Below are 13,676 nucleotides of genomic sequence, written 5' to 3'. Positions count from 1 at the left end.
CCTCAGGCGTTGACGGGTTCGGAAAAATGTTCGCGGTAGCGCGCCAGGATGGCGTCGCGCTTAGGTCGGCCATTGGCCGTGAGCAAACCGTTGGCGGGGCTGAACGCCGTATCCAGGCGCACCCAGCGCCCGATTCGGGCGTAATCCGGCAGGCCGGCGTTGGCTTTCTGTACGGCGGCCTCGATGGCTGCATCGGCGCAGGTCGGGTCCAGCGGCCAGAGCAGCGCGACGTTGCTCGGCAGGCTCTCGCCATAGACGAAGGCCTGCATCAGCACACCGCCCTGGGTCAGCTCGGCCTCGACCCACTCGGGGTTGACGTTGCGCCCGAAGCTGGTGACGAACTGGTGTTTCTTGCGGCCGCGCAGGCTCAGGTAGCCGTCGGCATCGAACTCGCCGATATCGCCGGTGGGCCACCACTGCCCTGCGAAGGGCTCGTCACCGAGGTAGCCAAGCAGGGTCGAACCGGCGACCAGCACTTCGCCGTCCTCGGCCAGGCGCACCTGCACATGCGGCAGCGGCCGCCCGACCGTGCCGGGGCGCTGGGCGCCGGGGCGATTGAGGCAGACCACGCTGGCGCATTCGGACAGGCCGTAGCCCTCGAACACCGGCAGGCCGACGCGTTGCGCGCGTTCCAGCAGCTCTGGCGAAACCCGTGCGCCACCGACGGCGATAAAGCGGAAACCGGCTGCCGGGACGAAGCCACGCTCCACCGCCACCACCAGGCCGAACAGCAGCTGCGGCACCAGGATCAGGCTCTGGCAGCCGCGCTGGAGCATCTGCCCGAACAGCTTCGGCCACTCGACCGAGCCGGCGACGCTCATGCCCAGCTCCTGCTGGGTCGGCAGATGCAGGGTGGCACCGGCGATCAGCGCGGCGTACAGACCGAGGTTTTCCAGCAGCACGGCCAGCGGCAGTACCGCCATGTAGCGCTGCGGCGCGCATTCGCGGCTGACCAGCTCCAGTTCGGCAGCCACCCGCAGCATGGCTTCGGCGCTCAGGCACACGCCCTTGGGCGCGCCGGTGGTGCCGGAGGTGTAGGTAATCTTCGCCGTGCCCGCAGGCAGCGGCAGCCCGGCAGGGGCACTCTCGCGGCGCCAGAACTCGCCGGCGGCGACGAAGCCCAGCGGTGCCAGTTCCTCGGCGAACGACCCTTCGGCCAGTGCCAGGGTGGCTCCGCTCTGCTCCAGGCAGTGGGCGCGCTGCGCCGGGCTGAAGAACGGCGGCAGGATCAGGCAGGCCACGCCGGCGCGCAGCGCCGCCAGGTCCCAGATCAGTGCCTCGCAGCCGTTGTTCAGGGCCAGCGCCAGCAGTGGCGCACCCAGCGCGCGCAACTGTCCGGCACGGGCCTCCACATCCAGCCACAGCTGGGCGTAATCGACCTGGCGCTGGTTGTCGCTCAGGGCCAGGGCGTTGGGAAACTGCGCGGCATGGTGCTGCAGCGCGGCGAACAAGGGATCAGGCCGCATGGGGAGCCTCCTCGCACGGCGCATGCAGCCCGAGGCGCTGCGCGATGCCGCGCTCGCACAGCTGGCGGTAGCCGAGCTGGATACTGCCGGCAAACACCTGCGGTCGTTGGTCGTAGTACTGCCCCCAATCGTGGCGCTGCTCGCCAAGCACGCTCGGGTCGGCCGAGCACAGGCGCAGCGGCTCCAGCCCCAAGCGATGGAAACTGTTGATCAGCGAGGCGGCGCCGGTGAACACCACCCACTGCAGGCCGCGCCGGGCCAGCAGGCAGGTCATGATGACGATGATCATGCGCGCGCTGCCGGCACTGATCGACGCCAGGTTGCCGACTTCGACGATCTCGTCGCGCACCACCGGGCGCTCCGCCAGGCGGGCGATGACCTGCTCCACCGGAGCATGCAGGTACTGTTCGAGGAACAGCGGCTGCTCGACGGCCAGGCGCGCGCCGCAGACGGCGTTCAGCTGCTGCTCGGCATCGTGCAGGCCGAACAGGTCGGGCATGAAGCTGCTGATCCGCGCCCCATGCGCCTCGTCGAAACGCTGGCGAATGAACTGCTCGAAAGCCTGCCGCTGTGCGCTCTCGGACCGCGCCAGCCACAGGCTGGCACTACGCTCGGAATCGCCGCCAAGCGGCAGCGGAAAACTGGTATTCCAATCGGGATGACCCATGGCACTCCCCCTCTGGTTTGCCTTGAGGGGGAGTATCGGCAGCGAGTCTTAATGAATCCTGAAGCCTGGTTAAAACTTCACTGGCCGTTTTCCAGGCGACTCAGGCGCTCCTCGAGGGCGGCCACGCGGGCCTCCAGCTCGGCGATGCGCGGGTCTTCCTGCGTCGCACGCGCCGGCGCATCAGCCTGGCGCGTGGCCAGCAGCGCCTGCAGGTCGGCCGCCTCGCCGAGCTGATGCATGTAGCGGTCTTCGCGCTGGCCGCTCTGGCGCGGCAGCAGGCAGGCCAGTTCACGTCCGATCAGACGCTCCAGCTGGTGCTGCACCTCGGCACCATCCTCGAACTGATAAAGGCGGTTGCTGCGCGTGAGCAGCTCGCTGATGGTCTGCGGTCCGCGCAGGAACAGCAGGCCGAGCAGTGCCTGCTGCGGCTTGACCAGCTCCAGGGCCTTGTCCACCCGGTGCTCCCAGCGGTCGGCGCGGCCGCCCATGACCAGGCGCGTCAGACCGCGCCCTTCGAGCGCGCGCAGGGCCTGGCCAACCTGGCCCTCGGTCAGGTTCATCAGCGGCTCGCGGCTGGTCTTCTGGTTGCAGGCCAGCACCAGCGCATTGACGGTGAGTGGATAGGTTTCCGGCGTGGTGGCCTGCTTCTCGATCAGGCAGCCGAGGATGCGCACCTCGGTGGCGGTGAGGGGCTCGAAACCTTCGATGGCGCTGGACATGGACGTTACCGTGCAGAGAAAAGAGGCCCTAGCCTGCCATGCCCGACGCGCGCTGCAAACTCAGGTGCCTGGAGCGGGTGGTGTGAGCAGCGTATCGCTGGCGATCACCACCTGGTCGCGGCCGTTCTGCTTGGCCTGGTACAGCGCCTGCTCGGCGGCCTTGAGCCAGTGGCTGGCATCCAGGTGGAACGGGCTGTAGCCAGCCAGGCCGATACTCAGGCCGAGACGCAGGCCCGGCGCCAGCGGGCTGTGCACGTCGGCGAGTTCAAGGCGCATGCGCTCCATCACCTCGGCGGCCAGCAGCGGCGGTGTGTTCGGCAGGATCACGCAGAACTCGTCGCCGCCATAGCGCCCGGCCATATCCTCCTGGCGCAGGCTGGCCACCAGGCGTTCGCCGAGCAGGCGCAGCAGGCTGTCACCCACCAGATGACCGTGCTGGTCATTGATCTGCCTGAAGTTGTCCACGTCGATCAGCGCCACGGTGGCGCGCTGCTGCCCGCCGCGGCACAGGCTGAAGGTTTCCTGCAGCAGATCCTTCCAGTAGCCGTGGTTGTACAGCCGGGTCAGGCTGTCGGTACGGCTGGCGGCACGCAACGCCTGCTTGTTCTCGGCCAGCTTGATGCTCAGGCGATAGCTGACCGAACCCAGCGCCAGCGGATAAAGGATCAGCAACGGTAGGCAGGCATACAGCTGCGGCATGCTGGTATCCGGCGCCAAGGCCGGGCCGAACAGCAGCATGGCGAGCCCGGCCCCCAGCAGCATGGCCACACAGCCTTTGGCAAAGAAGCGCGCACCACCGGCGGCGATGTTGTTCATCGCCATCATTGCCAGGATGGTCACGCTCGGTAGCACGTTGAACTGCATGGCGGCGGCCCAGAAGCCGCCGAACGCCGAGTCGATCAGCAGGTTGCGCCGCTCGGCCTGGAATGGCGCGCCGGCGCGCCGTGCCAGCTGATACGCCAGGTGCGGCCAGAGAAAACCGTTGCACACCAGCAGCGCCCACAGCCAAGGCGTCGAGTGGAGGGGCCAAAGGCCAGCGGCAACGCAGAAGAAGCCGATACCCAGGCCGATACTGCGCGGCAGGTAGATGCGCTTGGCGAATGACAGGCCTGAGCCGGTGCCTCTATCCATGGTCACACTCGAAGGTTCCTGTGATGAGGATGGCTGCTGGTATACGGCTATACAAGGTTGCCGCGTGTTTCCGCCCTTGAGCTGGCCGGCCGCGCTGGGTAACGTTGCCGCTTGTCGCAAGGAGAGCACCATGCCCAACGTCCGTCCCCTGTTGTTCACCCTGCTGCCGCTGTTCGCCGGCTGCCAGCTGTTCCAGGTCTATGTTCCGCCAAAGCCCGCCACGCCGGCCGTGCGCCTGCAGGGCGAGCTGACCCTGGAGCAGGACCGCCTGCTCCTGCGTCCGTGCGGCGAGCAGCGCCGCCTGGGCCTGGTCAGTGAGAAGACCGGCGAGCTGCGCCGCGATGTCGACAACCTCCGCGCCGATGGCCAAAGCAGCCTGTTCGTCGACCTGCGCGGCTGGCCCCAGGGCAGCACGCAGGCCAATCTGGACGGCGAGGTACGCCTGGATCAGGTCTATCGCGTGCAGGGCGAAGGCCCGGGCTGCGACGAGCCCGGCTTCGATCGTCTGCTGCTGCGCGCCAGCGGTCACGAGCCGGACTGGGCTCTGGGGGTCGGCGAAGAGGGCCTGGTGCTGCTGCGTCCCAGCGAAGAGCCCCTGGCCCTGCCTTACCTGGAGGAACAGATGCCCAACGGCAGCCTCAGCCTGAGCAGCGAGGCCAACGGCCAGCGCCTGGAGCTCTGGCTGACGCCCGAGCATTGCGTGGACAGCATGAGCGGCGCCGTGCAGCACCTCAGTGCCGAACTGCGCCTGAACGGCAGCGTGCTGCGCGGCTGCGCCTCCTATGGTGGCGCGCGCAGTCAGTAGCGAGGCACGCCGGCCGGGGGCAGCCTATGCTGAAGGCGGACCCAGCCAGTCGGAGACTGCCATGCTGCGCATTGCCCTGAACGGATACGGGCGCATCGGTCGCGCCCTGCTCCGCGCCCTGTTCGAGCGCGGATTGGAAAGCCAGATACACATCGAGGCGATCAACGAGACCGGCGACTTCAAGACCCTCGCCCACCTGACCCGCTTCGACTCCACCTTCGGCCGCTTCAACGGTCATGTGGGCCTGCACGACGACGTGCTGCAGGTGCACGGCCAGTCGATTCGTCTGATCGGCGAGAAGGACATGACCCAGCTGCCCTGGAAGCAACTTGCCGTGGATGTGGTGGTAGATTGCACCGGCAAGGCCAAGAAGCGCGTCGTGGCGGAACAGCACCTGGCAGCAGGGGCACCGCGCGTGCTGCTCTCGCACCCGCTGGACACGGCCGACCTGACCGTGGTGTATGGCGTCAACCATCACCTGCTGGGCAACCAGCAGATCGTCTCCAATGCCTCCTGCACCACCAACTGCCTGGCGCCGCTGGCCCAGGTGCTGCACACCGCGGTGGGCATCCGCCAGGGGCTGATCACCACGGTGCATGCCTACACCAACGACCAGAACCTGCTCGACAAGACCCACAACGACCTGTACCGGGCGCGCGCCGCGGCACTCTCGATGATCCCCACCAGCACCGGTGCGGCCAAGACCATTGGCCTGGTGATTCCCGAGCTGGACGGCCGCCTGGATGGCATGGCGGTGCGGGTGCCGACAGCCAACGTGTCGTTGCTCGATCTGACCTTTTGCAGCGAGCACCCGACCAGCCGCGAGGCGATCAATGACACCCTGCAGAAAGCCTCACGCCAGCTGCCGTTGGGGGTGATGGAATGCAACGACCTGCCGCTGGTGTCGACGGACTTCAACGGCTACCCGGTGTCCTGCGTGGTCGACCTCAACCACACGCGGGTGCAGGGCAACGATCTGGTCAAGGTACTGGCCTGGTACGACAACGAGTGGGCCTTCGCCAATCGCCTGCTCGACGTCCTGCTGGCCTGGATCAAGCCCTAGGCCAGGCGACTTACAGACCGCAACGGGGAATGTCGGGCAAGGCGCCGCCCTGCTCGACGCAGGCGGCAACGCGGTCGATCAGCGGCGCCAGCTCATAGCCCTGCTCGGCCAACCAGGCATCGCAGTAGTAGCTGGTGGCGTAACGATCGCCGCCGTCGCAGAGGATGGTCACCACCGAACCGCGCTCGCCCAGCTCGACCATCTGCCGCGCCGCCAGCAGCGCACCGATCAGGTTGGTGCCGCTGCTGGCGCCCACCCGCCGATTCAGGCGCCGCGCCAGGTAGTGCATGGCGGCCAGCGACAGCGCGTCCGGCACCTTGCACACCGCATCCAGCACCTGCGGCATGAACGAAGGCTCCACCCGCGGCCGGCCGATACCCTCGATGCGCGAGCCACAGTCCAGGGTCAGGCTGCGATCACCGCTGACGTAGCTGTCGAAGAACACCGAGCGCTCGGCATCGGCACAGAGCACGCGGGTGGCATGCTGGCGGTAGCGCACATAGCGCCCCAGGGTCGCCAGGGTGCCGCCGGTACCGGGGCTGGAGACCAGCCAGCTCGGCTCGGGGAAGCGCTCGTGACGCATCTGCTGGAAGATCGACTCGGCGATGTTGTTGTTCGCCCGCCAGTCGGTGGCGCGCTCAGCGTAGGTGAACTGATCCATGAAGTGCCCGCCACTCTCGCGGGCCAGGCGCACGGATTCCTCGTGGATGCGCGTGGGGTCGTCGACCAGGTGGGTCTGGCCGCCGTAGAAGGCGATCTGCGCCAGCTTCTCGCGGGCGGTGGAAGCCGGTACCACGGCAATGAAGGGCAACCCCAGCAGGCGCGCGAAGTAGGCCTCGGAGATGGCCGTGGAGCCGCTGGAAGCCTCGATCACCGGGGCACCAGGCTTGAGCCAGCCATTGCACAGCGCATAGAGGAACAGCGAGCGCGCCAGGCGATGCTTGAGGCTGCCGGTCGGGTGGCTGGATTCGTCCTTGAAGTACAGCTCGACACCGGGCAGCCCCGGCAACGCCAGGGGAATCAGGTGGGTGTCGGCACTGCGCTGGAAGTCCGCTTCGATGATGCGCACGGCCTCGCGGGTCCAGCGGCGAATATCGGTCATCGTAGGCTCCTTAGTCCAAAATGCCCGCCGGTGGCGGGGCTGCGCTGCGCCACTGGCTCAGCGCCACCCCCACGAACACCAGGGCGGCGGCGGCGTACTGCGCCGGGGTCAGGCTTTCCCCCAACAGCAACGCGGCGAAGATCAGGGTGAACACCGGCAACAGGTTGGTGAAGCCCGATGCCTGGCTGGCCGGCAGGCGGCTGACACCGAAGTTATAAAGGCCGTAGGCGCCAACCGTCACCACGATACCCAGATAGACGACCGAGCCGATGCCGAGCAGGCTGAACTGGCTCGGCAACGGCTCGGTGATCAGCGCCAGCGGCAGGAAGAACAGGGAACCGATGAAGGCCTGCATGGCGGTGAGAATGAACGGCGAGTAACGCTCGGAGAGGAACTTCAGCAGCAGCGTGTAGCAGGTCGCGCAGAGCATGGCGACGAACTCGTAGAAGTTGCCCAGCAGCGGGTTCGGTGCATGGGCATCGGCCTCACCGGCCAGGCTCAGCCATATCGCACCGAGGACCGCCAGCAGAAAGCCGGCCCAGGTGCTGAGCGCGACGCGCTCACGCAGGAAGGTGAAGGCGCCCACGGCTACCAGCAGCGGCAGCAATGCGGTGATCATGCCGGCCTGGGTGGCACTGGTGTGCTGCAGCGCCAGCGCCTCGAAGATGAAATACAGGCAGGGTTCGCAGGCGGCCAGGGCGAGCAGGTAACGCCAGTCACCCGGGCGATAGTCGAGGCGGCCGCGCCAGCGCCAGGCCAGCAGGAACACCAGGCTGCCCAGGGCCATGCGGCCGAAGATCACCCACATCGGCGGCAGCTCGGCAAAGGCGAACTTGAGGGCGATGAACGAGCTGCCCCACAGGGCCATGGCCAGCACCAGGCATGCCATCGCGAACAACCGTCCCTGCCGGGCCATCATTACCACCTCATTGGGAAATGGCTCAGTCTAGGCGGCAGGCGCAGGCACCGACAGGCACAGCGGCGCGGAGAAACTGTGCCGCCTTACTGCTCCCAGGGCTTGCCACGCGTTTTGGGGTCCAGCGGCAGCTGCTGCAGCACCGCTGCCTTGGCCAGCATATAGGCGCTGACCGGGGCGCTGATGAACAGGAACAGGCTGATCAGCAACTCATGCAGGCTGAATCCCTTCTCGCTGAAGGAAAAGAACAGCAGCGAAGCCACCACCATACCGCCAATACCCAGGGTGGTAGCCTTGGTCGGGCCATGCAGACGGGTGAAGTAGTCAGGCAGGCGATACAGACCGATAGCGCCAACCAGCACGAAGCCGCTGCCAAGCAGCAGGAACAAGCTGATGAGTAACTCCAGCCACAAGCTCATTCGATGATGTCTCCACGCAGCATGTACTTGGCCACCGCCACGGTGCTGACGAAACCGAGCACGGCAATCAGCAGGGCGATCTCGAAAAACAGCTCGGTTCCCTGCCAGATGCCGTAAAGAATGATCAGGGCGATGGCATTGATGTACAGGGTGTCCAGCGCCAGCGCCCGGTCCGGCAGGCTGGGGCCCTTGACCAGTCGTGCCACCGCCAGCAGCAGGGCAACTCCCAACAGAGTCAGACAGAGCGGAATCACGTAGCCGAGCATGGGAAAATCTCCTTCAGCGGTGCCTCGTAACGCTGCTTGATCTCGTCAATCATGGCCTGGGCGTCTGGCACATCCAGACCATGAACCAGCAGGGTGCGTCGATCCTGACTGAGGTCAGCGGCCAGTGAGCCGGGCGTCATCGATACCACGCTGACCAGGATGCTGATGGCCAGCTCGTTATCCAGCTCGATCGGCACTTCGACGAAGGCCGGGCGCAGCTCGCCGACGCGCCCCAGGGTCAGACGGGCCACCTGGAAATTGGCGACCAGGATGTCGCCGATCACCATCAGCAGGTAGCGCAGCAACCGCAGCGGTTTCCATGCGCGCGGGTGCTCGACCAGCAGCGGGCCCAGCAGCAGCGGAATGACGATGGCCAGGAAGCCGCCCAGCAGCCAGTGGCCGAAGGCAATCGAATCCACCAGCAGCAGCCAGGTGCACAGCAACAGCAGGCTCTGGGCCGGATGGGGCAGAAGTCGCTGCATCATGGTGCGGCCTCCGGAATGATCGAACGGTACAGCGGCAGGTCATGCAACTGTGCGGCGGCAGCCTGCGCGTAGTCCAGCAACGGCGCCGCCAGCAGCACCAGCAGCAGCGCGCAGGCCAGCAACAGCAGACAGGCAGCCAGGCGACCACGGTCCAGCTCGGCGCTGTCCAGGCTGCTCAGGCCGACCCGCCAGAACAGCGTACTGCCGGCACGACTAAGGGCCACCAGCACGGTGAGACCACCGAGCAGCAACACAACCCACAGGGCCAGCGAAGGCTGCGCCTGCAGCAGCAACAGCTTGCCGAGGAAGCCGGACAGCGGCGGCAGGCCGATCACCGCGACGGCGCCGAAGAAGTACAGGCTACCGAGCAATGCAGGATGCTGCAGCGCCGGCCCTGGCTCCAGCGCGCCGCCCTTGTCACCGCGCTGGCGGGTGATGAGGTCGGCGAGGAGGAACAGGCCACCCGCCACCCAGGTGCTGTGCAACAGGTAATAGAGCCCGGCGGCATGCGCCTGCGGCGTACCGCTGGCCACTGCGGCCAGCAGGGTGCCGGCCGACACCACCACCAGGTAGGCCAGCAGCATCTGCAGGCTGCGCGCCGCCAGCACGCCGACCGCCCCCAGCGCCACGGTGGCCAGGGCCAGCGGCCAGAGCCAGGCCTGGGTCAGGTGGGCCAGCTCGCCGGCGCCCGCGCCGAACATCAGGGTGGCCAGACGCAGGATGGCGTAGATGCCAACCTTGGTCATGATCGCGAACAGCGCCGCTACCGGCGCGCTGGCAGCGGCGTAGGCACGCGGCAGCCAGAAGTACAGCGGCAGCAGCGCCGCCTTGAGCGCGAACACCAGCAGCAGAAGCAGGCCGGCGGCGGCCAGCAACGGCACCTGGTCGCCACTGGCCTGGGCCACCCGCGCCGACAGGTCGGCCATGTTCAGCGTACCGCTGGCGCCGTAGACCATGCCCAGGGCAATGAGGAACAGCGCCGACCCGGTCAGATTGAGGACCACGTAGTGCAGCCCCGCCCTCACCCGCTCCGCGCCCTGGCCGTGCAGCAGCAGCGCATAAGAGGCGATCAGCAGGATCTCGAAGAACACGAACAGGTTGAACAGGTCGCCAGTGAGGAAGGCACCGTTGATGCCCAGCAGCTGGAACTGGAACAGCGCATGGAAGCGCGGACCAAGCCGGTCGTCGCCGCGCAGCGCATACAGCAGCGCGGCGCTCGCCAGTACCGCAGTGGCCAGCAACAGCAGCGCGCTGAGGCGGTCGAGCAGCAGCACGATACCGAACGGCGGCTGCCAGTCGCCCAGCGCGTAGACACGCAGCTGGCCGTCGTCCGCCAGCTGCAGCAGGTACAGGCTGAGCGGGAGCAGGGCCAGGGTAGCGAGCAGCGACAGCGTGCGCTTGAGGCGCTCGTGGGACGGCAGGATGAGCAGCAGCGCGCCGGCGAACAGCGGCAGCAGGATGGGCAGGATCGGCCAGTGACTCAAGACAGGCGCTCCTCATCCGGATGCCCCGGCTGCCCATCGACATGGTCATTGCCCAGCTCGGCCAGGCCACGCAGGGCGAGGACCACGACGAAGGCGGTCATGGCGAAGCCGATGACGATGGCGGTGAGCACCAGCGCCTGCGGCAGCGGGTCGGCCGGATTGGCGCTCTGCCCGATCACCGCCACGTCGCCGCTCAGGCGGCCCATGGCGAAGAGGAACAGGTTGACCGCGTAGGACAGCAGGGTCAGGCCCAGCACCACCGGGAAGGTGCGCCCGCGCAGCAGCAGGTAGACGCCGCTGGCGCTGAGCACACCGAGGGTGACGGCAAACAGCGCTTCCATCAGTGAATCTCCTTACTCGCGACCGGGACCAGGCTGAGCTTGCCCAGACGGGTCAGCACCAGTTGGGTGGAGCCCACCACCGTGAGATAGACGCCAAGGTCGAACAGCATGGCGGTGGCCAGTTCAAATTCGCCCACCAGCGGCAACTCGAAATGACCGAAGGCACTGGTCAGGAACGGCCGGCCGAAGACCCAGCTGCCCAGGCCGGTGAGCGAGGCGATAAGGACGCCGACACCCGCCATGCGCTGGTAATTGAGCGGCAGGCGCTGCTCGACCCAGGCCACGCCGCTGGCGATGTACTGCAGTGCCAGCGCCACGGCGGTGATCAGGCCGGCGATGAAACCGCCACCCGGCAGGTTGTGCCCGCGCAGGAAGATGAACACCGAAATCAGCAGGGCCAGCGGCAACAGCAGCCGCGACAGGGTCATCAGGATCAGCGGGTTCTTCGCCCAGGCCCAGCGCCGGCCCTGCGGATCGCAGGTCGGGTTGTGCAGGCGCAGGCCGTCAAGCATCGCCAGGATGCCCACCGCGGCGATGGCCAGCACGGTGATCTCGCCCAGGGTATCGAAGCCGCGGAAGTCCACCAGAATCACGTTCACCACGTTGGTACCCCCGCCACCGCTGACGCTGTTGGCCAGGAAGAACGGGGCAAGCCCTGCCGAGGGACGGGTCAGCACCACATAGACCAGCAGCGCCACCATCACCCCGCAGCCGCCGGCCACCACGACATCGCGCAGGCCACGCAGGCTGGAGCTTTCGCTCGGGGTGCGCGAGGGCAGGTAGAACAGCGCCAGCATCAGCAGGATGATGGTCACCACCTCGACCACCAGCTGGGTCAGCGCCAGGTCAGGCGCGGAGAAGCGGGCAAAGGCCAGCGCCACCAGCATGCCGCCGACGCCGAGAATCAGCAGCGCCACCAGGCGCTGGCGATGGAACACGGCCGTGAGCAGACCGCTCGCCGCCAGCACCAGCAGGCCGAGCGTGGTGATGCCATCCAGCGGGCTGAGGCCACGGCTGCCAGTCAGCTGCGGCAGCGGCGCCAGGGCGGTGGCCACCAGCACCAGTGCAGCAATCAGCAGGAAGCTCAGGTAACGCTGCAGCGAACCATTTTCCAGACGCCCTGTCAGCCATCCGGCCAGGCGCACAATGTTCTGCACCTGACGTTCGAAGACCAGCCGCGCATCCACCTCCGGCAGCCCGGCATACCAGCGAAACAGCGGCTGGCGGCCAGCGTAGACTAGGATGCCGCCGACCAGCGCCACGCAGCTCATCGCCAGTGGCAGGTTGAAGCCATGCCAGATCGCCAGGCTGTACTCCGGGAGTACGCCACCCAGGCTGGCCTTCGCCGCCACCGCCAGAAGCGGCGCAACCGTGTAGGCCGGCAGCATGCCGACCAGCAGGCAGAGGAACACCAGGATCTCCACCGGAATCTTCATATAGCGTGGCGGTTCGTGGGGCGGGTACTTGGGCAGGTTGACCGGCTCGCCGTTGAAGAACACGTCATGGATAAAGCGCAGCGAATACGCCACCGAGAACACCCCGGCGAGGGTCGCTGCGGCTGGAATGACCCAGCTGAAACTGCCCAGCAGCTGTTGCTGCAGGGTCTCGCCAAAGAACATTTCCTTGCTCAGGAAACCATTGAGCAGTGGCACCCCGGCCATCGCTGAAGACGCCACCATGGCCAGCACGGCCGTGTGCGGCAGGTACTTCCACATGCCATTGATGCGCCGCATGTCGCGGCTGCCGGTCTCGTGATCGATGATCCCGGCAGCCATGAACAGCGAGGCCTTGAAAGTGGCATGGTTGATGATGTGGAACACTGCCGCCACGTTGGACAGCGGTGTATCCAACCCCAGCAACAGCACGATCAACCCCAGGTGACTGATGGTGGAGAACGCCAGCAGCCCCTTGAGGTCATGCTGGAACAGCGCCATGCCCGCACCGACCAGCAGGGTGGTCAGACCGGTCAGGCTGACCAGGTAGAACCACAGATCGGAGTCGGCCAGCGCCGGATACAGGCGCGCCAGCAGGAACACTCCAGCCTTGACCATGGTCGCCGAGTGCAGATAGGCCGAAACCGGCGTCGGCGCCGCCATCGCGTGGGGCAGCCAGAAATGGAAAGGGAACTGCGCCGACTTGGTAAAAGCCCCCAGTAACACCAGCACCAGCACCACGGGATACAGCGCGTGGGCGCGGATCAGATCCCCAGCCGCCAGCACCGCGCTCAACTCGAAGCTGCCGACGATGTGACCGATCAACAGGATACCGGCCAGCAGTGCCAGACCTCCGCCCCCGGTGACGGCCAGGGCCATACGCGCGCCCTTGCGCGCGTCGCTGCGTTTACCCCAGAAGCCGATCAGCAGGAACGACGACAGGCTGGTCAGCTCCCAGAACGTCAACAGCAACAGCAGGTTTTCCGAGAGCACCACACCGAGCATGGCACCCATGAACAGCAGCAGGTAAGCGAAGAAACGGCCGATGGCCTCGCGCTCGGCCAGGTAATAGCGGGCGTACAGAATGACCAGCAGGCCAATGCCCAGGATCAGCAGCGCAAACAGCAGGGCCAGGCCGTCCAGGCGCAGCGACAGGTTAAAGCCGAGTTGCGTCAGCCAGGGCTGCGACACCAGCAGTAGCTCGCCGGCGAATACCCGCGGCGCCAGCCATAGCAAGACACCCAACGCGAGCAGCGGTGCCGCGGCTGCGGCCAGGCTGCAGGCCAGGCGCCCGTGACGCTCGAACAGGATGGGAAGCAAGGCGCCGAGGAACGGCAGTCCGACGATGAGCAGTAGCTCCATGAATCTCCCCTATCCTG

General features: G+C 66.9%; 14 protein-coding genes. 2 read left to right on the top strand and 12 right to left on the bottom strand.

What is annotated here, in order from left to right; all coding sequences use genetic code 11:
- Positions 1 to 2: 2 nt before the first annotated feature.
- The 4 genes from ACOAPY_RS08375 to ACOAPY_RS08360 form a co-directional block, all read right to left on the bottom strand.
- On the bottom strand, positions 3 to 1,466 hold the full coding sequence (locus tag ACOAPY_RS08375) for an AMP-binding protein (protein WP_465156125.1): 1,464 nt from the start codon (positions 1,464 to 1,466) through the stop codon (positions 3 to 5).
- The gene (locus ACOAPY_RS08370; RefSeq protein ID WP_465156124.1) at positions 1,456 to 2,133 is read right to left on the bottom strand and encodes a thermostable hemolysin; all 678 of its coding nucleotides are present in this window, start codon (positions 2,131 to 2,133) and stop codon (positions 1,456 to 1,458) included. Before ACOAPY_RS08370 ends, ACOAPY_RS08375 begins: the two co-directional genes overlap by 11 nt.
- A 77-nt stretch (positions 2,134 to 2,210) precedes the next feature.
- Positions 2,211 to 2,852 (bottom strand): YceH family protein, encoded by a 642-nt coding sequence (locus ACOAPY_RS08365; protein ID WP_465156122.1) that lies wholly within the window; start codon positions 2,850 to 2,852, stop codon positions 2,211 to 2,213.
- A gap of 60 nt (positions 2,853 to 2,912) precedes the next feature.
- Positions 2,913 to 3,983, bottom strand: a complete 1,071-nt coding sequence (locus ACOAPY_RS08360; protein ID WP_465156121.1) for a diguanylate cyclase — start codon at positions 3,981 to 3,983, stop codon at positions 2,913 to 2,915.
- Between the two features lie 130 nt (positions 3,984 to 4,113).
- Between ACOAPY_RS08360 and ACOAPY_RS08355 the strand changes: the two genes are divergently transcribed.
- Together ACOAPY_RS08355 and gap are read left to right on the top strand one after the other, a co-directional pair.
- Positions 4,114 to 4,788, top strand: a complete 675-nt coding sequence (locus tag ACOAPY_RS08355; RefSeq protein WP_465156118.1) for a COG3650 family protein — start codon at positions 4,114 to 4,116, stop codon at positions 4,786 to 4,788.
- Between the two features lie 61 nt (positions 4,789 to 4,849).
- Positions 4,850 to 5,851 carry a type I glyceraldehyde-3-phosphate dehydrogenase gene (gene gap, locus ACOAPY_RS08350; protein WP_465156116.1) on the top strand — a complete coding sequence of 334 codons (1,002 nt, stop codon included), beginning with the start codon at positions 4,850 to 4,852 and terminating at the stop codon, positions 5,849 to 5,851.
- A gap of 10 nt (positions 5,852 to 5,861) precedes the next feature.
- On the opposite strand, the gene ACOAPY_RS08345 is transcribed toward gap, so the two are convergent.
- From ACOAPY_RS08345 to ACOAPY_RS08310, 8 genes are all read right to left on the bottom strand, one after another.
- Positions 5,862 to 6,953 carry a PLP-dependent cysteine synthase family protein gene (locus ACOAPY_RS08345; protein ID WP_465156114.1) on the bottom strand — a complete coding sequence of 364 codons (1,092 nt, stop codon included), beginning with the start codon at positions 6,951 to 6,953 and terminating at the stop codon, positions 5,862 to 5,864.
- A 10-nt stretch (positions 6,954 to 6,963) separates the two neighbouring features.
- Positions 6,964 to 7,869: a DMT family transporter gene (locus ACOAPY_RS08340; protein ID WP_465156752.1), complete on the bottom strand. Its 906-nt coding sequence runs from the start codon at positions 7,867 to 7,869 to the stop codon at positions 6,964 to 6,966.
- An 86-nt stretch (positions 7,870 to 7,955) separates the two neighbouring features.
- Positions 7,956 to 8,288, bottom strand: a complete 333-nt coding sequence (locus ACOAPY_RS08335; protein ID WP_076579077.1) for a Na+/H+ antiporter subunit G — start codon at positions 8,286 to 8,288, stop codon at positions 7,956 to 7,958.
- A complete protein-coding gene (locus ACOAPY_RS08330) occupies positions 8,285 to 8,554 on the bottom strand; it encodes a K+/H+ antiporter subunit F (protein ID WP_076579079.1) in 270 nt (89 codons plus the stop codon). The genes ACOAPY_RS08335 and ACOAPY_RS08330 overlap by 4 nt, the downstream gene beginning before the upstream one ends.
- Complete coding sequence (locus tag ACOAPY_RS08325; RefSeq protein ID WP_021701701.1) at positions 8,539 to 9,039, bottom strand: Na+/H+ antiporter subunit E; 501 nt, start codon at positions 9,037 to 9,039, stop codon at positions 8,539 to 8,541. Before ACOAPY_RS08325 ends, ACOAPY_RS08330 begins: the two co-directional genes overlap by 16 nt.
- Complete coding sequence (locus ACOAPY_RS08320; protein ID WP_465156111.1) at positions 9,036 to 10,523, bottom strand: monovalent cation/H+ antiporter subunit D; 1,488 nt, start codon at positions 10,521 to 10,523, stop codon at positions 9,036 to 9,038. The genes ACOAPY_RS08325 and ACOAPY_RS08320 overlap by 4 nt, the downstream gene beginning before the upstream one ends.
- On the bottom strand, positions 10,520 to 10,864 hold the full coding sequence (locus tag ACOAPY_RS08315) for a Na+/H+ antiporter subunit C (RefSeq protein WP_021701699.1): 345 nt from the start codon (positions 10,862 to 10,864) through the stop codon (positions 10,520 to 10,522). Before ACOAPY_RS08315 ends, ACOAPY_RS08320 begins: the two co-directional genes overlap by 4 nt.
- Complete coding sequence (locus ACOAPY_RS08310) at positions 10,864 to 13,659, bottom strand: monovalent cation/H+ antiporter subunit A (protein ID WP_465156110.1); 2,796 nt, start codon at positions 13,657 to 13,659, stop codon at positions 10,864 to 10,866. Before ACOAPY_RS08310 ends, ACOAPY_RS08315 begins: the two co-directional genes overlap by 1 nt.
- Between the last annotated feature and the right edge of the window lie 17 nt (positions 13,660 to 13,676).

It is taken from the genome of Pseudomonas stagnisoli (assembly GCF_048595745.1).
Taxonomy (GTDB): domain Bacteria; phylum Pseudomonadota; class Gammaproteobacteria; order Pseudomonadales; family Pseudomonadaceae; genus Aquipseudomonas; species Aquipseudomonas alcaligenes_A.
The sequence above is the reverse complement of the archived record's forward strand: the minus strand, read 5'-3'. Positions and strand labels throughout refer to the sequence as shown.